The 20,364-nt window shown below is 67.2% G+C and carries 19 protein-coding genes; 10 read left to right on the top strand and 9 right to left on the bottom strand.

The annotated features are described in order from the left end of the window. Positions 1–12 precede the first annotated feature (12 nt). From AC1Q7Q_RS13650 to AC1Q7Q_RS13635, 4 genes are all read left to right on the top strand, one after another. Positions 13–1,059: a Rieske 2Fe-2S domain-containing protein gene (locus AC1Q7Q_RS13650; RefSeq protein WP_492375120.1), complete on the top strand. Its 1,047-nt coding sequence runs from the start codon at positions 13–15 to the stop codon at positions 1,057–1,059. Then, complete coding sequence (locus AC1Q7Q_RS13645) at positions 1,059–2,003, top strand: PDR/VanB family oxidoreductase (protein WP_492375121.1); 945 nt, start codon at positions 1,059–1,061, stop codon at positions 2,001–2,003. The genes AC1Q7Q_RS13650 and AC1Q7Q_RS13645 overlap by 1 nt, the downstream gene beginning before the upstream one ends. A gap of 64 nt (positions 2,004–2,067) precedes the next feature. Continuing rightward, the gene (locus AC1Q7Q_RS13640; protein WP_492375122.1) at positions 2,068–3,405 is read left to right on the top strand and encodes an MFS transporter; all 1,338 of its coding nucleotides are present in this window, start codon (positions 2,068–2,070) and stop codon (positions 3,403–3,405) included. A gap of 91 nt (positions 3,406–3,496) precedes the next feature. After that, complete coding sequence (locus AC1Q7Q_RS13635; protein ID WP_492375123.1) at positions 3,497–4,591, top strand: porin; 1,095 nt, start codon at positions 3,497–3,499, stop codon at positions 4,589–4,591. Positions 4,592–4,682: 91 nt separating this feature from the next. Here AC1Q7Q_RS13635 and AC1Q7Q_RS13630 read toward each other — a convergent pair whose 3' ends face one another. Genes AC1Q7Q_RS13630 through AC1Q7Q_RS13605 form a run of 6 tightly spaced genes read right to left on the bottom strand, consistent with a single transcriptional unit; the run spans position 4,683 to position 10,758 of the window. Further along, complete coding sequence (locus tag AC1Q7Q_RS13630) at positions 4,683–6,047, bottom strand: LLM class flavin-dependent oxidoreductase (protein WP_492375124.1); 1,365 nt, start codon at positions 6,045–6,047, stop codon at positions 4,683–4,685. 11 nt (positions 6,048–6,058) lie between these two features. Continuing rightward, the gene (locus AC1Q7Q_RS13625; RefSeq protein WP_492375125.1) at positions 6,059–7,009 is read right to left on the bottom strand and encodes a TauD/TfdA dioxygenase family protein; all 951 of its coding nucleotides are present in this window, start codon (positions 7,007–7,009) and stop codon (positions 6,059–6,061) included. A gap of 31 nt (positions 7,010–7,040) precedes the next feature. After that, on the bottom strand, positions 7,041–7,883 hold the full coding sequence (locus AC1Q7Q_RS13620) for an ABC transporter ATP-binding protein (protein WP_492375126.1): 843 nt from the start codon (positions 7,881–7,883) through the stop codon (positions 7,041–7,043). Positions 7,884–7,939: 56 nt separating this feature from the next. After that, positions 7,940–8,761, bottom strand: a complete 822-nt coding sequence (locus AC1Q7Q_RS13615; protein ID WP_492375127.1) for an ABC transporter permease — start codon at positions 8,759–8,761, stop codon at positions 7,940–7,942. A gap of 34 nt (positions 8,762–8,795) precedes the next feature. Continuing rightward, a complete protein-coding gene (locus AC1Q7Q_RS13610) occupies positions 8,796–9,644 on the bottom strand; it encodes an ABC transporter permease (protein WP_492375128.1) in 849 nt (282 codons plus the stop codon). A 4-nt stretch (positions 9,645–9,648) separates the two neighbouring features. After that, positions 9,649–10,758, bottom strand: coding sequence for an ABC transporter substrate-binding protein (locus AC1Q7Q_RS13605; RefSeq protein WP_492375129.1), 1,110 nt, complete (start codon positions 10,756–10,758; stop codon positions 9,649–9,651). A gap of 250 nt (positions 10,759–11,008) precedes the next feature. Here AC1Q7Q_RS13605 and soxC point away from each other — a divergent pair, with 250 nt between their 5' ends. The 6 genes from soxC (at position 11,009) to AC1Q7Q_RS13575 (ending at position 16,908) form a co-directional block, all read left to right on the top strand. Beyond that, on the top strand, positions 11,009–12,274 hold the full coding sequence (gene soxC / locus AC1Q7Q_RS13600; RefSeq protein WP_492375130.1) for a sulfite dehydrogenase: 1,266 nt from the start codon (positions 11,009–11,011) through the stop codon (positions 12,272–12,274). Then, entirely contained in the window at positions 12,261–12,860 is a 600-nt protein-coding gene (locus AC1Q7Q_RS13595) for a c-type cytochrome (RefSeq protein ID WP_492375131.1), read from the top strand. Before soxC ends, AC1Q7Q_RS13595 begins: the two co-directional genes overlap by 14 nt. A 205-nt stretch (positions 12,861–13,065) precedes the next feature. Then, on the top strand, positions 13,066–13,983 hold the full coding sequence (locus AC1Q7Q_RS13590; protein ID WP_492375132.1) for a TauD/TfdA dioxygenase family protein: 918 nt from the start codon (positions 13,066–13,068) through the stop codon (positions 13,981–13,983). Between the two features lie 124 nt (positions 13,984–14,107). After that, entirely contained in the window at positions 14,108–15,142 is a 1,035-nt protein-coding gene (locus AC1Q7Q_RS13585; protein ID WP_370563885.1) for an ABC transporter substrate-binding protein, read from the top strand. Position 15,143: 1 nt separating this feature from the next. Then, positions 15,144–15,992 carry an ABC transporter ATP-binding protein gene (locus AC1Q7Q_RS13580; protein ID WP_492375133.1) on the top strand — a complete coding sequence of 283 codons (849 nt, stop codon included), beginning with the start codon at positions 15,144–15,146 and terminating at the stop codon, positions 15,990–15,992. Between the two features lie 19 nt (positions 15,993–16,011). After that, positions 16,012–16,908, top strand: coding sequence for an ABC transporter permease (locus tag AC1Q7Q_RS13575; RefSeq protein ID WP_492375134.1), 897 nt, complete (start codon positions 16,012–16,014; stop codon positions 16,906–16,908). A 54-nt stretch (positions 16,909–16,962) separates the two neighbouring features. Here the strand turns inward: AC1Q7Q_RS13575 and AC1Q7Q_RS13570 are convergent, their stop codons facing one another. The 3 genes from AC1Q7Q_RS13570 to AC1Q7Q_RS13560 all read right to left on the bottom strand — a co-directional run bounded on the left by AC1Q7Q_RS13570 (position 16,963) and on the right by AC1Q7Q_RS13560 (position 20,352). After that, positions 16,963–17,508 carry a shikimate kinase gene (locus AC1Q7Q_RS13570; protein ID WP_150987212.1) on the bottom strand — a complete coding sequence of 182 codons (546 nt, stop codon included), beginning with the start codon at positions 17,506–17,508 and terminating at the stop codon, positions 16,963–16,965. Between the two features lie 89 nt (positions 17,509–17,597). Then, a complete protein-coding gene (locus AC1Q7Q_RS13565; protein ID WP_492375135.1) occupies positions 17,598–18,422 on the bottom strand; it encodes a 3-oxoadipate:acetyl-CoA acetyltransferase in 825 nt (274 codons plus the stop codon). A 46-nt stretch (positions 18,423–18,468) separates the two neighbouring features. Next, positions 18,469–20,352, bottom strand: coding sequence for a bifunctional sugar phosphate isomerase/epimerase/4-hydroxyphenylpyruvate dioxygenase family protein (locus AC1Q7Q_RS13560; protein ID WP_492375136.1), 1,884 nt, complete (start codon positions 20,350–20,352; stop codon positions 18,469–18,471). Positions 20,353–20,364: the final 12 nt, after the last annotated feature.

Genomic DNA, 20,364 nt, shown 5'->3' with positions numbered 1-20,364 from the left:
GAGGGGATCGCTATGTTTCTGAAAAACACCTGGTACGTGGCCTGCACGCCGGACGAACTCGCGGGAAAGCCGCTTGGCCGCACGATCTGCAATGAAAAAATGGTGCTGTTCCGGGGCGAGGACGGCAACGTCGCCGCGCTGGAGGACTTTTGCCCGCACCGTGGCGCGCCGCTTTCGCTGGGTTTTGTCCGCGACGGGCAACTGGTCTGCGGCTACCACGGCCTGACCATGGGCCGCGACGGCAAATGCGCCAGGATGGCCGGGCAGCGCGTCGGCGGGTTTCCGTCGATCCGCAGTTATCCGGCCGTCGAGCGTTACGGTTTTGTCTGGGTCTGGCCTGGCGACGCCGCGCTGGCCGATGCGGGTGCGATCCCGCATCTGGAGTGGGCGGTGAGCGCGGACTGGGCCCACGGCGGCGGGCTGTATCACATCCATTGCGACTACCGGCTGATGATCGACAACCTCATGGACCTGACCCATGAGACCTACGTCCATGCCTCCAGCATCGGGCAGGCCGAGATCGAAGAGTCGGCACCGGCCACCAAGGTCGAAGGCGACATGGTCGTGACCGGCCGGCATATGGAGGGCATCATGCCGCCGCCGTTCTGGGCCGCGGCGTTGCGCGGCAATGGCCTTGCGCACGATGTGCCTTGCGACCGCTGGCAGATCTGCCGCTTCACGCCGCCAAGCCACGTCATGATCGAGGTGGGCGTGGCGCACGCGGGCAAGGGCGGGTATCACGCCGAGCCGCAGCACAAGGCGTCGAGCATCGTGGTGGACTTCATCACGCCGGAAACCGAGACCTCGATCTGGTACTTCTGGGGCATGGCGCGCAACTTCAAGGCAGACGACGCGCAACTGACCGAAACCATCCGCGAAGGGCAGGGCAAGATCTTCGCCGAAGACCTGGAAATGCTGGAGGCACAGCAGCGCAATATCCTGGCCAATCCCGAGCGCAAGCTGCTCAAGCTGAACATCGATGCCGGCGGCGTCCAGGCGCGGCGGATTCTGGATCGCCTGCTGCAGCAGGAACAGGCCGGGCAGGCGGAGGGCGCGTGATGCAGGTCAGGATCGCAAGCAAGGCCGACGCGGCGTCGGGCATCGCCGTGTTCGAGCTGGTCGCGCCGCACGGCGGCACCCTGCCGGCATTCACCGCGGGCGCGCATATCGACGTACGGATCGCGCCGGGACTGGTGCGTCAGTACTCCCTGTGCAACGACCCGGCCGAGACCCATCGCTACCAGATCGGCGTGCTGCGCGACCCCGCCTCCCGGGGCGGGTCGGTGGCCATGCACGCGCTGGCAGTGGGCGCCACGCTGGAAATCAGCGAGCCGAAGAACCACTTTCCCCTGGCCGCCGGCGCCGCGCATTCGATCCTGCTTGCCGGTGGCATCGGTGTCACGCCCATCCTGGCCATGGCGCAGCGCCTGGCGCGGACCGGCGCGTCGTTCGAGTTGCACTACTGCACCCGCTCGGCGGCGCATACGGCGTTCCGCGAACGCCTTGCGCACGAGGATCTCCGGGACCGCACGCATTTCTATTTCGACGAGCCGCCGGGCCATCGGGCTGACCTGCCACGCTTGCTCGTCGCCCCCGGCGCACGGACGCATCTCTATGTGTGCGGCCCCGCCGGCTTCATGGATGCGGTGCTGCGCCGGGCGAAGGAGGCCGGCTGGCCGGAGGCGAATCTCCACCGCGAATACTTCGCCGCGCCCGAGGTGCCGGGCGCCGTCGCCGGGGCGTTCCAGGTGAAGGTCCAGAGCAGCGGGCTGGTGATCGATGTTGAGCCGGACCAGACGGTGGTGCAGGCGCTGTCGGCCAATGGCGTGGAGATCCAGACATCCTGCGAGCAGGGCGTGTGCGGAACCTGCCTGACGCGGGTGCTGGCGGGCGAGCCGGAGCATCGCGACGCCTATTTGACCGACGAGGAACGTGCCGCCAACGATCAGTTCCTGCCGTGCTGCTCGCGCGCCCGGACGGGTTTGCTAGTGCTGGATTTGTAGTTGCCGTCAATCCAGATCGATCGGATCGGCCGGGTAAATCAAAATAAAACCATGGAGGTAGACAATGAAGCTCGACATCAGGGAAACCATCAACCAGGGCGAGATGAGCCGGTTCCAGATCATGGCGGTAGCGATCTGCATCGTGCTCAATATGCTCGACGGCTTTGACGTACTGGCGATGGCGTTCACCGCCTCGCATATCTCGGCCGACTGGCACCTGAGCGGCAAGGAGATTGGCGTCCTGCTCAGTGCCGGGCTGTTCGGCATGGCGGCGGGATCGCTGTTCCTGGCGCCCTGGGCCGACCGGCTCGGGCGCCGCCCCGTCATCCTGCTCTGCCTGGTGACGATCTCGGCGGGCATGCTTTGTTCCGCCTTCGCGCAGAGCGTGACCCAACTGGCGGCCATGCGGGCGATCACCGGGCTGGGCATCGGCGGCATGCTGGCCAGCATCAACGTCATTACGGGCGAATACGCCTCCGACAAGTGGCGCAGCACCGCGATCGTGCTGCAGGCCACCGGTTATCCGGTGGGCGCCACGATTGGCGGCGCCATCGCCGGCGTGCTGTTGCTGCACTACGGCTGGCGCAGCGTCTTCGTTTTTGGCGGGCTGGTCACGCTGGCCATGATCCCGGTCGTGCTGGCACGCTTGCCTGAATCGCTGGACTTCCTGATCGCCAGGCGCCCGGCCGGCGCGGTCGACAAGCTCAACAAGCTTCTCGCCGGCATGGGGCGCGAACGCATTACCGAAATGCCGGCGCGCGCCGCCGCGCAGACGCCAGCCCAGGGCGGGGTTCGCAGCTTGTTTGGCGGTCGCCTCGCCATGCAGACGCTGATGAGCTGGACTTCGTTCTTCCTGGTGATGTTCAGCTTTTACTTTGTCCTGAGCTGGACGCCGAAGCTGCTGGTGGCGGCCGGCATGTCGGCGCAGCAGGGGATTACCGGCGGCGTGCTGCTCAACGTCGGTGGCATCGTGGGCGGCACGTTGTTCGGTTTCCTTGCCGCGCGCATCGGGCTCAAGCCGCTGCTGTGGAGCTGCTTTGTCCTGACCGCCTTGTTGCTGGTGGCATTCGGCATGTACGCCAATACCTTGTCGGTGGCGTTCGTGCTGGCCCTGTTCATCGGTGGCGGCATCTTCGGCTGCATGGTCGGCTTGTACGCCTACGCGCCCATTCTCTATCCGGCGCAAAACCGCACCACGGGCATGGGCTGGTCGATCGGCATGGGCCGCTTCGGCGCGGTGCTGGCCCCGCTGGTCGCCGGCGCGCTGGTCGACGCGGGCTGGCCCACCTCAAACCTGTACTACGTCTTCGCGCTGCCGCTGCTGGTAGCCATCGCCAGCGTCGGCTTGCTTGGCCGGTCCCCGGCCGCCGACGGACAAGCGGTCCGTATCGCCGCGCACTGAGCGGTACCACATAGAACACGCAATAGCGTGCCGACATTGGGCGGCAGGCCCCCGGCTTGCCCCAAATCTTAGAAGAAACGGGAGGATGACAATGAAACTTGGACATACGGTCGCAGCCATCGCGGCAGCGATCCCGGTGGTTGCCGCGGCGCAGAACGTGACGGCTTATGGGGTGGTGGATACGGGCGTGGAGTACGTCTCCCATATCGGCGCGGCGAAGGACAATGTCTTGCGCATGCCGAACCTGACTGGCACGGTGCCGTCGCGCTGGGGCTTGCGCGGCACCGAGGACCTGGGCGGCGGCATGAAGGCGATCTTCTGGCTGGAGTCCGGGTTCGGGCCCGATAGCGGCGCCAGCAACCAGGGTGGACGCCTGTTCGGCCGCCAGGCGCTGGTGGGCCTGGCGGGGAACTGGGGGCAGGTCGCGCTGGGACGGCAGTACACCATGCTGTTCTGGGCCATGGCCGATCCCGACATCCTGGGGCCGAACGCCTTCGGATCGGGCTCGCTGGATAGCTACCTGCCCAATGCACGCACGGACAATGCCATCTCGTACAAGGGTACCTTCGGCGGCCTGACCGCCGGCGCCACCTACAGTTTCGGCCGCGATACGGTCAACGCGGGCCCGAGCCCCTCGGGCACCAACTGCGCCGGGGAGAATCCAGCGGACCAGCGCGCCTGTCGGGAGTGGTCCGCGATGCTCAAGTACGACACCGCGACCTGGAGTGTGGCAGCCGCCTACGATTCGCTGCGCGGCGGCCCGGGTGCCTTCGCCGGGCTGAACCGCAGCAGCCTGACGGATGACCGCCTGTCCATCAACGGCTATGTACTGGTCAACCGGGACACCAAGATCGGCCTGGGCTGGCTACGCCGGGACAACAGGGCCAGCCCGGCCCCCGTGAGCGACATGTTCTACGGCGGCGTGACGTATCAGGTGACGCCGGCCTTCAGCGTCGACGGCGAGGTGTTCAACCTGCGCTATCACAACAGCGCGGACAAGGCATGGCTGTTCGCGGCGCGCGGCGTCTATGCCTTTACCAAGCGCACGTCCGTCTACGGCACGGCCGGCTTCATCAACAACGGCGGCAACCTGGCGCAGTCCGTCAGCAATGCGGGAACGGGCACCAATCCCGCACCCGGCGGTAGCCAGCTTGGTGCCATGGTCGGGATGAAACACGTGTTCTGACCATGCAAGCATGGCTGTGCTTGCGCAGCCCTGTCGCCTCGGACGGGCCAACTGGCAACCCTTGCTTCTTCGCAAGGCAATGCCTGGCCCGTCAGGCCACCTGCCGTGCGTCGCCAAACGCGCGCGGATGCGCCGGCCGCGCCAGGCCCAGGTGCTCGCGCAAGGTGCTGCCCGCGTAGCGCTCGCGAAACAGCCCGCGCCGGCGCAGCTCCGGCAGCACCAGTTCGATGAAGTCGTCGAGGCCGCCCGGCAGCCATGGCGGCATGATGTTGAAGCCGTCGGCGGCGCCGCCTTCAAACCAGGCCTGCAGCTGATCGGCGATGCTCTCGGCGGTGCCATGAATGGACCAGTGCCCGCGCGCGGTAGCCACGCGCAGGTAGAGCTGGCGAATGGTCAGTCCCTCGCGCCGGGCTAGCCCGGTCACCAGCTGGAAACGGCTCTTGGCGCCGTTGGGCTCGGGCAGGTCGTCGGGCAGCGGCCCGTCGAGCGAGTAGCCGGAGAGATCCACGCCGCCGAGGTTCTGCGACAGCAGGGCCAGCCCCACGGCTGGATGGATCAGGCTTTGCAGCGCCTCGAATTTCTCCTTCGCTTCGGCCTCGCTGCGCCCGATCACGGGGAACACGCCCGGCATGATCTTGAGCTGGTCGGGTGTGCGGCCATAGCGCGCCAGCCGGCCTTTCAGGCCTTGGTAAAAGGCCTGGGCATCCTCCAGCGACTGCTGCGCGGTAAAGATGACCTCCGCCGTGCGCGCCGCCAGTTCCTGTCCGGCCTCGGACGAGCCCGCCTGCACGATTACCGGATGGCCCTGCGGCGGGCGTGACACGTTGAGCGGCCCGCGCACCTGGAAATGCTTGCCGTGGTGATCCAGTGCGTGCAGCTTGTTGGCCGCGAAATGCAGGCCGCTTTCCTTGTCGTAGAGGAATGCGTCGTCTTCCCAGGTGTCCCAAAGCCCCGTCACCACATCCACGAATTCCTCGGCGCGCGCGTAGCGGTCAGCGTGCTCGGGGTGCTTGTCCAGGCTGAAGTTGCGCGCCTCGGCGTCGGACCACGACGTCACCACATTCCAGCCGGCGCGGCCGCCGCTCAGGTGATCGAGCGAGGCGAATTTGCGCGCGACGTGAAAGGGCTCGTTGTACGTGGTGGAGACGGTGGCCACCAGGCCGATGCGCTCGGTCACCGCGGCCAGGGCCGAGAGCAGTGTCAGCGGCTCGAAGCTGGCGGCGCGCGCCGTGCGGGGCAGGGTGGCGTCGTCAAGCGCTCGGATTGCGACGCCGTCGGCGAGAAAGATCGTATCGAACTGCGCGGCCTCGGCGCTTTGCGCCAGCCGCACATAGTGCGCAAGATTCTGCCCGGCGTCGGCCTGCGCGCCGGGGTGGCGCCAGCCGGCCACATGGTGGCCGGTGGCTTGCAGGAAGGCGCCGAGCTTGAGCTGGCGCTTCTGTGCGGGTTGGCTCATCTGCGGCTCCCTTATGCGGCGGCGCGCGCCGGCGCCGCGTGGTTGGCCGGCTCGGCTTGCTTGGGCGCGGCGGACTTCACCGATACGCTGCGGCGTCCGTCCACGCTGACCGGCACATCGCCCGCGATGGTCACCCGGCGTACCACGCGTTTCGCATCGCCGTAGTCGTTGATGGCGTAGTGCTGGGTGGCGCGGTTGTCCCAGATCGCCACGTCGTTGGCGCGCCAGCGCCAGCGCACCGTGTTCTCAAGGCGATGGACGTGGTCTTGGAGTACGGAGACCAGATGCTGCGAGTCGGAGGACGAGTAGCCAAGCAGCTTCTTCACGAAATGCCCCAGCACCAGCGTGCGCTCGCCGGTTTCCGGGTGCACGCGCACCACCGGATGCTCGGTCTCGTAAATGGCGGCGGTGAAGACCTCGCGGTAGCGCTTGATGGCTTCGGTGCTGACCGTGTTGCGGGTGGCGGCGTAATCGTAGTCGTTGGTATGCAGCGCCCACAGGCGGTCGGCCAGTTCGCGCAGCGCCTCGGGCAGATCCTGGTAGGCTGCCGCCGTATTGGCCCATACGGTGTCGCCGCCGGCGGCGGGAATGACCACGCCGCGCAGCACGGACACCTGCGGGTAGGCCAGGTCGAAGGTCACATCGGTATGCCAGGAGTTGGCGCGGCCGCCGTGCTCGGAATCGAGTTCGAGCAGGAACCGCGTGCCGTCGCGCGAGGGCACGGTGGGGTGGGGCACGGGCGTGCCGAACAGGCTGGCAAAGCCTTCCTGGGCTTTGTCGTCCAGGTGGTCCTGATCGCGCAAGAACAGCACCTTGTGGCGCAGCAGCGCAGCGCGCACGGCGCCGAACGTGGTGGCGTCGAGGTCCGGCGCCAGCTTGATGCCGCGGATCTCGGCGCCGATGCGCCCGGCTACCGGGTGGATGTCTAGCCTGACTTGTGCTGTGGCTTGCTGCTGGGTCATCTGGGATTCTCCTGTGGGCGAGGGGCGCGATTCAGATCGCGAACTGGATATGGGGTGGCAGCCGGTCGGTGGTTTCCGGATCGGGTTCGCGCTTGATGGGCGCTTCCGCGAGATCGGCCGGGCGCCCGGTGAATTCCTGCAGCACGTCGTCCTTGACGCGTGCGAAGCCCAGCGCGGCGCGGTCGCGCGGATGGGCCAGCGGCACCGGCAGGATGCGCCGGATGCGCCCGGGCCGCGGCTCCATCACCACCACGCGATCGCCCAGGTAGATGGCTTCTTCGACATCGTGCGTGACCAGGATCATGGTGATGCCCTCGGCCTGCCAGATGCGGTGCAGCTCCTGCTGCAGGTAAGCGCGGGTCAGGGCGTCGAGCGCGCCGAAAGGCTCGTCGAGCAGCAGGATCTCCGGGCGCGTGACCAGCGCGCGGGCAATGGCCACGCGCTGGGACATGCCGCCCGATAGCTGGTGGGGGAACGCGGTCTCGAAGCCGGCCAGCCCCACCAGCGCGATATGCTCGCGCACCGTGCGGCGCTTCTCGGTCTCGGTCAGGTTGGCGTTGAGCAGCGCCGTGCGGATGTTCTGCTCCACCGTCAGCCACGGGAACAGCCGGTGCTCCTGGAACACGATGCCGCGGTCCAGGCTGGTGCCCACCACGCGCTTGCCGTCGAGCAGGATCTCGCCCTTGTAGTCCTCCTCCAGCCCCACCACCAGCCGCAGCAAGGTCGATTTGCCGCAGCCGCTGGCGCCGACGATGCTGACGAACTCGCCGGGCGCGATGGACAGCGTGATGTCTTCGAGGACGGGCAGGGGCTCGCCCTTGACTTCATATTGCTTGCGCAGGTGCGCGATATCGAGCGTGCCGGCTCGGGCCATGACAGGTCTCCGGGATGGGTTCAGAAGCAACGGGTTCAGAAGCAATGGGTTCAGGATCAGAAGGCGGCGACCGAGCGCCCGCGCCACGCCAGCAGGCGGCTCTCGATACGGCTGGCGATCCAGTTCAGCGTAAAGCCGACCAACCCGACCACGATCACGCCGAAGATCACCAGGTCCATCCAGAAATTCTCGCGGCCATCGGTCAGGGTGTTGCCGATGCCCTTGCCGGACACCAGCATGTACTCGGCGCCGAGCGTGGCCAGCCAGGCGTAGATCAGTGCCAGGTGGATGCCGGCGAAGATCGACGGCGAGGCCGACGGCAGCACCACGCGCAGTAGCACCTGCCGGCGCGAATACTTCAGTACGTTGGCCACTTCCAGCAGATCGGCGGGCACGGCGCGGATCCCCTCGAAGGTGTTGAGCACCACGGGGAAGAAAGCCGCGAGCGACAGGAACACCACCTTGGCGGTGTCGCCCAGCCCGAACCAGACCGAGATCAGCGGGATCCAGGCGAACAGCGAGATCTGCTTGATGGTGTGGAACGTCGGCCCCACCAGTTGCTCGAACAGCCGCGACAGCCCCAGCGCGGTGCCAAACAACAGGCCCACGCTGGCACCCAGCGCGAAGCCGGCAACGTCACGCCACAGGCTGGCCGACAGCGCGACAAACAGCGCGCCGCTGCGCACCTGCTCTACCGCCGTGGCCCAGACCTTGGACACCGGCACCAGCAGCGGCGACGTGCTCCAGCCAAAACGCACCGCGGCCCACCACAGGATGATCAGGCCGATAGGAAGTACCCAGCCGCGCAACGCGCGCGGGAGGCGCAGGGAGCGCGGGTTGCCGGATTTCGTTACCAGCGTCGCGGAGGCATCGGCCATGTTGTTTTCCTTTGCTGTTGATTTGCGCCGCAACTCAGAGCCCCGGCTTGCGCCAGCGCAATACCGCGCGCTCGGCCAGCGCCAGCACCTTGTCCAGCGCGAAGCCCACCGCGCCCACCACGATCACCGCCGCAATCACCATGTCGAGCTGGAACAGCTGCCGGCCGTACACGATCATGTAGCCCAGCCCTTCGGAGGAGGCCAGCAGCTCCACCACCACCAGCGCCAGCCACGCGTGCGTCAGGCCGTAGCGGATGCCGCTCCAGATCGGCGCGGCGGCGGCGGGAAACACCACCCGCGACAGCAGTTGCCAACGCGTGAAGCGCAGCACCCGCGCCACCTCGATATAGCGCGTGGGCACGTTCTGGATGCCCTTGTAGGTATTGAGCGCGATCGGTACCAGTGAGGCCTTGGCAATCAGGATGATCTTGAGCGCTTCGTCAATGCCGACCAGCAGCATCAGCAGCGGCAGCCAGCCCAGCACGGGCACCTGGCTGAAGGCCTTGAAGGTGGGGTAGACGTAATCGCGGAAGCTGGGCGACAGGCCCATCGCCACGCCCAGCGCCAGCCCGCCGGCCAGGCCCAGCGCAAAGCCGAGCGCCACGCGCAATGCGCTGACGGCCAGGTTGGCCTGCAGCTCGCCGCTTTGGTACAGCTCGGTGAGCGTGTGCCAGACGGTGTCGGGGGCGGGCAGCACCTGCGGCGGAATCCACGCGAAACGCGCCGCCACGTACCAGACCAGCAGCAGCGTCAGCGGCACCGGCCAGGCCAGCAGCCACGCGGCATGCTGCCGGGTGGGCCGCCAGCCGTGCAACCGCTTGCCGCGTTGCGCGGGGGCGGTGCCCGCCGCACCCGGCAGCGTCAGGGTATCGTTGGCTGCCATCGCGTCAGGCTCCGAGGATCTTGCCGTTGGGCTGGTAGACCGGCCAGTAGCTCTGCAGGCTCAGGTCGTTCAGCGCGGCCTTCAGGAAGCTCGGGTCGATCCACTGGTCCACGTCGAACTTCGCGCGTGAGAGCCGCAGGCGGTACGCCTGCTCGGTGGCGTCCTTGTAGCGGGTCACCAGGAAGGGGTCGAAGTTCGGGTTCAGCCGCACGCGCAGCGGTTCACCTTCGTAGTCTTCTTTCCAGTGCTCGTAGGGCGTGCCGGCGCGCGCCCAGGTACGCAGCACGTCTTCGCGGTTCTTTTCGTCGGAGGCCCAGCGTGCGGCCTGCACCGCGGTCTTGACCAGTTGCTGGGTGGCTTCGGGGTACTTGCTGGCGAACGCATCGGTCACCAGCACATGGCTCTGGCGCGTGTAGATCGGCGACTGGTTCTTGCTGGAGTACAGGATGCGCACCGCGCCCTTGTCGCGCAGGCGCAGGATATCCATGGCGCCGATGGCGCCGTCGATATCCCGCGTGGTGAGCGCGGCCAGGTAGCCGGCAGTGTCCAGGTTCAGCAAGCGCAGGTCCTTCTCGGCCAGGCCGTTGGCCTCAAGCAGGCGCAATGCCGGCAGATGCATATTGGTGCCCTTGAACAGCGACACGCGCTTGCCGCGCAGGTCCGCCACCGTCTTGAGCGGGGAGTCGGGCGGCACGCCGATATAGATATTGGTGCGCACGCCCGTGGCCAGCACCAGCCGTGTCTTGAGACCGGCGGCGCGCGCCACGATGGCGGGCAGGTCGCCCTGCATCGCAAAATCGAGCTGGTTGGTGCTGATGGCTTCATTCACGGCCGGCCCCGCGCCCTTGAAGAACAGCCATTCGATGCGCGTGCCTGACGGCTTGAACGCTTCCTCCAGCCAGCCGCGCGCATGCGCGATGGCCATGGAGCTGCCCGCGAAAGTGGGCGGCGTGCCGGTGGCCGGCTGCGCCACGCCAATGCGGATCACGTCGGGCCTGGCGCCGCCGCTGGCGCCGCCGCTGGCGCTGAATGCGCTCAGCGGGCTGGCGGATGCGGCGGCACCCAGGCCGGACACGGCAAGGCGTTTGAGGAGGGTTCGTCGCGTGATTGCCATCTTGGATGTGGTCCTGTGTCTTGTGCTCGTGGGGAGAATTCCACCAACGGCTCTCAAGATACGCGGCGCCATCGGCACAGCAGAACGAATGTTTCTGCTTTTGGATATGGCCTGCGCGCATATGCACCACAGATGGCGATGGCGACGCGGCAACGCATATGGGCATGCGCTTTCCTTCGTTCCGTGAGGCGGCGCGCTGGCATAGAGTGCGCCATTTTCGCTATGTGCCGAACGCACAAGGGCTGAGCCAATGACCAGCAACAACGAAAGGAACGGGCAGCCGCAGCCCGGCCGGCGCCGCTTCCTGCGCCAGGGCGCGGGTCTGGGTGGCGTGGCGCTCGCCGCCGGTGCGCCCGCCCCCGCGCGGGCCGAAGTACTGACGGTGCCGCCCTGGACCCGCACGCCCGGCGAGCCGGTGCTGTGGCACGCCTACGGCCAGCCCTCCGCGTTCGAGAAGAACGTGATCCGGCGCAACCGCGGCCCTGCGCCGATGCCCGGCGCGAACTCCTCCATGACGCCGCTGCAGGATCTGCGCGGCATCATCACGCCCACGGGCCTGGTGTTCGAGCGCCACCACGCCGGCATCCCGCAGATCAATCCGGCGCAGCACCGCCTCGCTGTGCATGGCCTGGTGGAGCGCCCGCGGATCTTCACCATGGACGACCTGGTGCGCTTGCCATCGGTCTCGCGCATCCACTTCCTGGAGTGCTCAGGCAATACCGGGCGCGAATGGCGCGCGCCCAGCGCCACTTCGGTGCAGATCAGCCACGGCTTGCTGTCGTGCTGCGAATGGACGGGCGTGCCCCTTTCCGTCGTGCTGGAGGAGGTGGGCGTGCGCCCCGAAGCCGCCTGGCTGCTGGCCGAGGGCGCTGATTCCGCCACCATGACGCGCAGCGTGCCGATGGCCAAGGCGATGGAAGACGCGCTGCTGGTCTACGCGCAGAACGGCGAGATGCTGCGGCCCGAGCACGGCTACCCGCTGCGGCTGTTCCTGCCGGGCTTCGAGGGCAATATGAGCATCAAGTGGCTGCGCCGGCTCAAGCTCGGCCGCGCGCCCTTCATGACGCGCGAAGAGACATCCAAGTACACGGACTCATTGCCGGACGGCAGCGCGCGCCAGTTCACCTTCATGATGGACGTGAAGTCCGTGATCACCTTTCCCGCGCCGGACCACCGGCTGCGCGACAAGGGCTTTTACGAAATCTCCGGCCTCGCCTGGTCTGGCTACGGCCGCATCCGGCGCGTGGAGGTGTCGGTGGATGGCGGGCGCAACTGGCGCGAGGCGCAGTTGCAGGATCCCGTGCTGGACCGCGCGCTCACGCGCTTTCGCCTGCCATGGCGCTGGGAGGGCGGCCCGGCCGTGCTGCAAAGCCGCGCCATCGACGAGGCGGGCAATGTGCAGCCCTTGCCGGACCAGTTGGTGGCCGCGCGAGGCTATGAGTCCACCTATCACTACAACGCCATACAAGCCTGGCGCGTCAGCGCCGACGGGAGCATTGCCAATGCGCGCGCTTGAATCCCACCGTACCCACATTGCCGCCGCCGCGCTGGCGATGGCCGCGGTCTGCGCGCAGGCACAGGCGCAAACCTACGGCATTGGCTTGCTGGCCAGCGAGCGCGATCTCGCCGCCTGGAACATCGATGTCACGCCAGATGGCGCCGGGCTGCCGCCAGGCAGCGGCAGCGTGACACTTGGCAAGCAGGTCTACGAGAACCAGTGCGCCGCATGCCACGGCTTGAAAGGAGAAGGCAAGCCGGCCGATGCGCTGGTCGGCGGGCACGGCAGCCTGAAGGGCGGTGGCGTGAATGCCAAGGCGCCGTTGAAGACCATCGGCAGCTTCTGGCCGTATGCGACGACGGTGTTCGATTTCATCAACCGGGCCATGCCATACAACGCGCCGCAGAGCCTCAAGGCGGATGAGGTCTATGCCGTCACCGCGTATCTGCTGCACCTGAACGGCATCGTGCCGGTGGATGCCGTGCTGGATGCGCGCACGTTGCCGCAGGTGCGCATGCCGAATCGCGATGGCTTCGTCGCGGACGCGCGGCCCGATACGGCGAACGTGCCGTGCCGCCGCAGCTGTGGCGCACCGGCACGTTGAGACTACGCTGAAATCACGCGAGACGCCCATATGCGATAAGCGAATAAGCGGCAGCGATTACATTCGTTGACCGCTCCAATCCGAGGTCACTACAGTGCAAAGCTTAAGAACAAGCGGTGCGGGCCTGCCTATTGCCTTGAGCAGCCAGGTGCGGTGCCGCGCGCGTTTCGCTACGCACTTTCGGTCCCCCGCCTAAGAGCCTGTCATGACGATTGGAACCCACCCGGCCTCAACTTCCCGTGCCACCGCGCCCGCTGCTTTCGCCGGCAGCGCCCGGTTCGAGATCCGCCCCTTTGATGCGCCGCTGGGCGCCGAGATCGTTGGCCTGGACCTGGCCGAGCCGCTGTCCGCGGAAGACTTCGCCCGCATCCACCGCGCGCATCTGGACTACCACGTGGTGGTCTTCCGTGATCAGCGCATTACGCCAGCGCAGCAGATCGCGTTCAGCCGCCGCTTTGGCCCGCTGCAGATCCATGTGCTGCACCAGTTCCAGCTTGCCAACCACCCCGAGATCCTGATCGTCTCCAACGTGCTCAAGGACGGCAAGCCGATCGGGCTGGGCGATGCCGGGCATTTCTGGCATTCCGATCTCTCGTACAAGGAAAAGCCCAGCCTGGGCTCGCTGCTGCATGCCCAGGAATTGCCGGCCGAGGGCGGCGACACCTTGTTCGCCAACATGCACCTGGCCTGGGAAACGCTGCCCGCGCATCTCAAGGCGAAGGTGGATGGGCTCAAAGCCGAGCACACCTACCTGGCCAAATACGCCGAGCTGCAACAGCGCAGCCCATGGCGTCCCAACCTGACGCCCGAGCAGATCGCGCAGGTGGCCCCCGTGCTGCAGCCGGTGGTGCGCACGCACCCGGAGACCGGCCGGCGCGCGCTGTTCGTCAGCGAGCATTTCACCACGCGCATCAAGGGGCTGCCCGAAGACGAAAGCCGCGACCTGCTGGCGCAGCTGTTCGCGCATAGCGTCAAGCCCGAGCATATCTACCGCCACGCCTGGCAGGAGCATGACCTGGTGTTCTGGGACAACCGCTCGCTGTTGCATCTGGCAGCAGGCTGCCCGCAGGCCATGCGCCGCGTGATGTACCGCACGACCATCGAAGGCGATCTGCCCGCCTGAGCGGCATGCGTCGCGCGCGGCGGGGTGGCTTGGCCCGCCCTGCGCTCTATCGAATTCACCGTATCCACCGTATCCACCGTATCCGCAGTATCCGCAGTATCCGCAATATCCACCGGAGTCCCGCATGTCCCTGCTACGTTCCCGTCTTTTCTCCGCCCGCTGGCCGCGTGGCGTCGTCGCGCTGACGCTCGCCGCCGGCATGGCGGCCACGGGCGCGGCCCACGCGGAAGGGAAGATCCGCATCGCCGAGCAATTCGGCGTGGTCTACCTGCTGCTCAACGTGGCGCGCGACCAGCAACTGATCGAGAAGCAAGGCAAGCAGCAGGGCGTGGACGTCAAGGTGGAATGGACCCAGCTCTCCGGCGGCGCCGCCGTCAACGATGCGCTGCTGTCCGGCGCCATCGATATCGCCGGCGCGGGCGTGGGCCCCTTGCTGACGGTGTGGGACCGCACGCACGGCAAGCAGAACGTGAAGGGCGTGGCATCGCTGGGCAATTTCCCTTACTACCTGGTCAGCAACAATCCCAAGGTCAAGACCATCGCCGACTTCACCGACAAGGACCGCATCGCGCTGCCCGCGGTATCGGTCTCGGTGCAGTCGCGCGTGCTGCAACTGGCTGCGGCCAAGCAATGGGGCGACAAGGAGTTCAACCGGCTGGACAAGTGGACGGTGGCGGTGCCGCATCCCGATGCGGCTGCGGCCATCATCGCCGGTGGTACCGAGATCAGCGGCCATTTCGGCAACCCGCCGTTCCAGGAGCAGGAGCTGGCCGGCAATCCCAATGCGCGCATCGTGCTGAACTCGTATGACGTGCTGGGCGGCCCCAGCTCGGCCACGGTGCTCTATGCCACCGAGAAATTCCGCAACGACAACCCCAAGACCTACCGCGCCTTTGTCGATGCACTGGCCGAGGCGGCCAGGTTCGCCACCGCCAATCCGGAAGCCGCCGCCGATCTGTATATTCGCGTCAACAAGGCCAAGATCGATCGCGCGCTGCTGGTCAAGATCCTGAAGAACCCGCAGGTGCAGTTCAAGGTCGCGCCGCAGAACACCTTTGCGCTGGCCGAGTTCATGCACCGGGTGGGCGCCATCCGCAACCAGCCAAAATCCTGGCAGGATTATTTCTTCCAGGATCCGGTCACCGCGCAGGGCAGCTGACATGACCGCGCAACCTTCCCCGCTACGCGTGGTTTCCGCGCGCGCTGCCCCCGCGCCGCTGTTGCAGGTCGACGGCGTCTCGCTGGAATACCGCACCCCCGAGCGCGTGGTGCGCGCCACCCATCAGGTCAGCTTCGACGTCCATGCGGCCGATCGCTTTGTGCTGCTCGGCCCATCGGGCTGCGGCAAGTCGACCTTGCTCAAGGCCGTGGCGGGCTTCGTTGCGCCGTGCGAGGGCGAGATCCGGATCGAGGGCGCGCCTGTCAGCGCGCCCGGCGCCGACCGCATCGTGGTGTTCCAGGAGTTCGACCAGTTGCCGCCCTGGAAGACGGTGCGGCAGAACGTGATGTTCCCGCTCATGCAGTCGCGCGGCATGTCGCGCCGCGAGGCGTCCGAATGCGCGTCGCATTTCCTCGGCAAGGTGGGGCTGGCCAACTTTGCCGATGCCTATCCGCATACCCTGTCGGGCGGCATGAAGCAGCGCGTGGCGATTGCCCGCGCGCTGGCGATGCGCCCCAAGGTGCTACTGATGGACGAGCCCTTTGCCGCGCTGGATGCGCTTACGCGCCGGCGCATGCAGGAGGAGTTGCTGGCGCTGTGGCACGACGCCGCCTTCACGCTGCTGTTTGTCACGCATTCGATCGAAGAGGCGCTGGTGGTGGGCAGCCGCATCCTGCTGCTGTCGCCGCATCCGGGACGCGTGCGCGCCGAGCTCAACAGCCACCAGTTCGACCTGGCCAGCCAGGGCGGGGCGGAGTTCCAGGCGACCGCGCAACGCATCCACCATCTGCTGTTCGACGAAGCGCCGCACCCGGCGCCGTCGCCGGCGCGCACCGCGCAGGCGCGCTGAGTCCCTGCCAGGATCGACCATGACGAGCACGCACACGAGCACGACATCTTTTTCCGCCACCACGGTGGTCCGCGCCGAATACGAGTGCAAGCTCGAGCCCTTCACTGCCTTGCCGGTGGCGCGCGCCTTGCCCTGGCCGCAACGCCTGTGGCAGCAGGGCTGGCTGCGCAAGGCGCTGATCCTGGTGGTGCTGGCCTGCCTGTGGGAAATCATCGCGCGCGTGCAGGACAACGACCTGCTGTTGCCGAGCTTTCTCGCCACCGCACGCGCCTTTGCCGAAGGCATCGGCAATGGCGAGCTGCTGACCAAGGCCGGCATCTCCATGTCGGTGCTGTTGCAAGGCTATGCCGGCGGCATCGTGCTGGCCTTCGTGCTGACCACGCTGGCGGTGTCCACCGAACTGGGGCGCGACGTGCTGGACACGCTCACCTCCATGTTCAACCCGCTGCCGGCCATCGCGCTGCTGCCGCTGGCACTGCTGTGGTTTGGCCTTGGCAGCAAGAGCCTGGTGTTCGTGCTGATCCATTCGGTGCTTTGGCCGCTGGCGCTCAATACCTATGCGGGTTTTCGCGGGGTGCCGGCCACCTTGCGCATGGCCGGGCGCAACTATGGCCTGCGTGGGCTGCGCTATGTGCTGCTGATCCTGGTGCCCGCCGCGCTGCCGGCCATCCTGTCCGGGCTGAAGATAGGCTGGGCCTTTGCCTGGCGCACGCTGATCGCGGCGGAGCTGGTGTTTGGCGCATCGTCGGGCAAGGGCGGGCTGGGCTGGTACATCTTCCAGAACCGCAATGAGCTGTACACCGACCGCGTCTTCGCCGGCCTGGCCATGGTGATCCTGATCGGCCTGCTGGTGGAGAACCTGGTGTTCAGGACGCTGGAGCGTGTGACCGTGCGCCGCTGGGGCATGCAGCAATGAGGCGGCGGTAATGGGCAATAGTGCTGTTGCCGGCACGCGGCACCAGGGGCGGCTTCAGGGATCGACCGGAGGCGGCAGAACCCGCTCGCTCAAGCCCAGGCGCTCCAGCACGCGGCCGGCGGCATTCGCCACGCTGTCGCCATGCGGGGGCATGATCAGGTGCGCGGTCTCGCGATACAGCGGGTCGCGCACCTGGAACAGCGCTTCCAGCGTGGCGCGCGGGTTGGCGACCTGCAGCAAAGGGCGGTTGCGGTTGCGCCGCGTGCGGTGCCACAGCTCGGCGGGCGAGGCGCACAGGTAGATCACGCAGCCGCGCGAGCGCAGCATCTCGCGGTTTTCCGGGCGCAGCACGGCGCCGCCGCCGGTGGCCATCACGATGCCGCGGCGCTGGCTGAGCTCATCCAGCACCCGGCTTTCGCGTTCGCGAAAGCCTTCCTCGCCTTCCAGCTCGAAGATGGTGGGTATCCGCACGCCGCAACGCGCCTCGATTTCGTGGTCGGAATCGAAAAAAGGCAGCCCGAGCCGGCGCGCCACCGTCCTGCCGATGGTGGTCTTGCCGGCGCCCATGAAGCCCACGAAGAAGAGGTTATCGAAATCCAAGTTTGCGTTGAGCCGTTTTCGGCTCCGGATCCGGTCTTCTCTACGGTAGCACGAGATGCGTGGCGATCAAAACGGGGGCGGTAAAAAGCTCATGCCAGGCCGAGCAGCTGGCGGGCCTCTTGCGGCGTGGCCACGGCGCGGCCGTACTGCGCGCACAGCGCCGCCACCCGGCCCACCAACTGCGCGTTGCTGGCGGCCAGTGTGTCCTTGTCCCAGCGCACATTGTCTTCCAGGCCGGTGCGGCAGTGGCCGCCGAGCTGGAGCGTCCAGTGATTGACCTCCAGCTGGTGCCGGCCAATGCCCGCCGCGGTCCAGGTCGCGCCGGGCAGTACCTTGCCCAGTTGCGCCACCTGGAATTCGAGGATGTCCTTGCGCGCCGGCAGCGCATTCTTGATGCCGAACACAAATTGCACATGCACCGGTGGCAGCAGCAAGCCCTCCTTGACCAGGTCCGCCGTGTTGTAGAGCATCGCCAGGTCGAAGATCTCGATTTCGGGCTTGATGTGGTAGTCGCGCATGGCCTTGGCCAGCGCGCGTACGAAGTCGGGCGGGTTCTCGTAGACGGTGGTGGGGAAGTTGACCGAGCCCGTGGCCAGCGAGGCCATGTCCGGGCGCAGGTCGAGCATGGCGCCGCGCTGCTCCATGGCGCGTCCGCGCCCGCCGGTGGAGAACTGCACGATCATGCCCGGGCAATGCTTGCGGATGCCCTCCTGCAGCTCGGCGAAGCGCGCCGGGTCCGAGCTGGAATTGCCGGCTTCGTCGCGCACATGCAGATGCACCAGCGTGGCGCCTGCCTCGAAGCTCTGGTGCGTGCTCTCGATCTGCTCGGCGACCGAGATCGGGATGGCGGGATTGTCTTTCTTGCGGGGCACCGAGCCCGTGATGGCGACTGAGATGATGCAGGGATCTTGCATGTGAGGCTCCAATGTGAGGCTCCAATAAGGGATGACGCTGGCGGCTTCAGGCCGGACGACCCTGGCGGTTGCGGCTGGCCAGGGCTTGCGCGGCCATGCGCAGCGAGGCGTTGGCCGCGCCGAAGCCTAGGTAGCCATCGCGCTGCACCAGCTCGAAGAAGAAGCGGTCGTGGAAGGGCTCGGTGTACGCGTGCAGGAATTCACCACCGCCATCCCGGTCGTATAGCAACTGGTGTTGCCTCAGGCGTTCTAGTGCCGCATCGTCCAGCCCGAGCCGGGCGCCGACATCGTCGTAGTAGTTGTCCGGCACGTGGAGCATGGCGGCCTCGGCTGGCGCGACTTGCGCCAGCGTCGCGCACAGATCCGGCGTACGGAATGCGATGTGGTGGATGCCCGAGCCCGCGTAGGCGGTGATGAACCGGCCGGTTGCGGTGCGGCTGCTTTCCGAGACATTGAGCGGAATCCGCAGGCTCTGTTCCGCGCTGACCATGGCGCGGCTCTTGACCAGCCCATAGGGATCGGCGATTTCGTGCAGCGCCTGCGCCTGCAGGCCGAACACCGTCTTGTAGAACAGCACGAAGCTGTCGAGCCTGTGCGGCGGCAGCGCCTGGGCGATATGGTCGATGGCCATCAGCCCCGCGCCCGCGCTGTCGGCGCCGCCAGGTTCCAGCACGAAGTCGCTTTCGTAGATGCTGCGGTCCGATCCCTGTTCGTCGATCAGGTAGAACAGCATGCCGTCGGGCGCGCGCAATGCCGGAATGCGGCGCTCGTGCGGGCCGATGCGCTCGCGCCACTCCTTGCACAACAGGGTCCGGGCACGCGTGACGGCGCGTTGGGCATCGTCCACCTTCAGGCCCAGCGCGCACACGGAGGGGCCGTGCAGCTGGAAGTGCTCGGCCGCGGCGCTGTCCTGCTCGGCATTGAGGATGATGTTGACGCCGCCCTGCCGGTACAGCTCCACCGCCTTGGAGCGGTGGCGGCCCGCATGGCCAAAGCCCAGCGAGCGCAGGCGCGCGCCCAGCTCGCGCCCGGTCACGTAGTCCACCGCGAACTCCAGGAAGTCCACGCCGCCGAAGCGCGGCGGCGCCGGCAGGGGCGGGCCGCCCGCCTCGGACTCGAGCCAGATCAGCGAGCGCAGCCCATCGAGCGCGGTCAGGCGCGCGGGCGCCGCGCGGAATTCGTCATTGAAGATCTCCAGCGAGAGCGGTCCGCGATAGCCCGCGTCCATTGCCGCGCGCGCAAACTCGGTGACGGCCAGATCGCCCTGCCCGGGGAAATTGCGGTAATGCCGGCTCCACGACAGCACGTCCATGCTCATTCGCGGCGCGTCGGCCAGTTGCATGAAGAAGAGCTTTTGCGCTGGCACTTCGCCGATGCCTTCGAGCGTGTCGCCAAGCGCAAGCGTGTGAAAGCTATCCAGCACCAGGCCCAGCGCGGGGTGGTCGGCCTGCCGCACGATTTCCCACGCCTGGCGCCAGCGCCGGGTGTGTCGGCCCCAGGCCAGCGCCTCGTAGGCTACCGACAGTCCGCGTTTCGCCGCAGCCTCGGCCATGGCGCGCAGGTCGGCCGCCGCGCGCGCGGGATCGTCGATGGCGATCTCTTGCACATTGCTGCAGACCAGCACCATGCGCGCGCCGAGCTCTTCCATCACGTCGAACTTGCGCTCAGCCCGTGCCATGTTGCGCTCGCGGATCGCATCCGGCATGGCCTCGAAATCGCGCAAGGGCTGGTACAGCATGATGGCCAGGCCGAGGTCGGCCGCGATGCGGCGCACGTCGGCTGGCGAGCCGTCGAAGTTCAGCAGGTCGTTCTCGAAGATCTCGACCCCATCGAAGCCGGCCGCGGCGGCGGCCTCAAGTTTTTCAGGAAGCGTCCCGGAGAGCGATACGGTGGCGATTGATTTCGGGTGGCGCCAGATTGTGGTGTCCATGTCAGATCCTGC

The sequence above is a fragment of the Cupriavidus sp. GW823-FHT07A04 genome, from assembly GCF_058794615.1.
Note: the sequence above shows the minus strand (reverse complement) of the source record. Positions and strands in the feature narration are given on the sequence as shown.